1 protein-coding gene is annotated in these 440 nt (G+C 33.2%); it reads right to left on the minus strand.

Translation table 11 applies throughout. The features are described from left to right. On the minus strand, positions 1–440 hold a 440-nt coding region (locus tag J8281_RS19105; protein ID WP_210199249.1), incomplete at both ends, for a glycosylhydrolase-like jelly roll fold domain-containing protein.

The following is a 440-nucleotide window of genomic DNA, read 5'->3' on the forward strand; positions in this document are numbered from 1 at the left end:
ATTGTGAGGTGCTATCCAACTTACGCCAACATCTTTTCCGTTTACAAGAACTTTAGCAATTACATTTACTTTTCCCAAATTGAGTTGAAATTGTCTGTTGGACTGCAACATATCTTTTTCAATATTGAATGTTGTTTTATAAATTGCTGTACCAGAATAATGTTTGATTTGATCTGTATCATGTGTTGACCAATCAAATAATTTGTCGGTTCGTATGGTGGCTTTGTAAAAGTCTTGTTCCCTAAAATTGATTTCCCAATTCCCTTTAATTTCTATGGGATTAGGAATATCGTTTACTTCAATATTCCAGTTTTCTGAATCATTTACTAGAGCTGAATAGGTTCCGTTTTCAAAAACCTCAGCCTGTAAATTATTATCGCCATCTAAACTAAATACAGGCTTGGATACATCCTCAGATTGATTATACGTAACTCTTGGTT

This window comes from Aquimarina sp. U1-2, from assembly GCF_017897595.1.
Classification (GTDB): Bacteria; Bacteroidota; Bacteroidia; order Flavobacteriales; family Flavobacteriaceae; genus Aquimarina.